The sequence below is a fragment of the Streptosporangium carneum genome, from assembly GCF_027922005.1.
Taxonomy (GTDB): domain Bacteria; phylum Actinomycetota; class Actinomycetes; order Streptosporangiales; family Streptosporangiaceae; genus Streptosporangium; species Streptosporangium carneum.
The window spans coordinates 1-544 of the sequence record NZ_BSEV01000146.1; the positions used below are offsets into that span (position 1 = coordinate 1).

The following is a 544-nucleotide window of genomic DNA, read 5'->3' on the forward strand; positions in this document are numbered from 1 at the left end:
GGAAAACACCTTCCGCTTAAGGCGCTCGCCCTTCTGCTGACCCGACGGGATCAGCCATGTCGGCGTGTCGCTCGACAGACCTTGAAGGTGCTGCCACTCCATCGAGAAGACCTCGCTCTTGCGAGCGCCGGTAAGGACAAGGAACTCTACGATGCGCGCTGCGGTCTGGTTTTCGTCTGCGTCGCAGGACGCAAGCAGGCGTTCGGCCTCCTCCGCCGAAAGATAACGCTCGATCTGGTTCTCCGGGTATTTCTTGACCGCACGGCAGGGGTTGATCTCGCGCCACTCGTTCTGGATCGCGAAGGTGAACATCATCGACAGGAGCGCGAAGGAACGATTGGCGGCTCCGGGGGTGTCGCGCATCTTCGACATCATCGTGCGGACCTCCGCCACCCCGACGTTGGCCACCTTCTCCTTGGCGAAACGGGGCGAGAGGTGCATGCGCCACAGCCGCTCGTCCTCGGCGATGCTCCGGGGTTTCTTGTTGGGCTTGGCGTGTTGCTCAAGATACGCATCCCACAGGTCCGCCATCGACGGCGCGGTG

General features: G+C 62.5%; 1 protein-coding gene. It reads right to left on the minus strand.

Annotation, left to right across the window (positions count from 1 at the left end):
• Positions 1 to 531 (minus strand): site-specific integrase (locus PKF00_RS44260; RefSeq protein WP_271223794.1); only part of this gene is annotated, 531 nt, incomplete at its 3' end.
• Between the last annotated feature and the right edge of the window lie 13 nt (positions 532 to 544).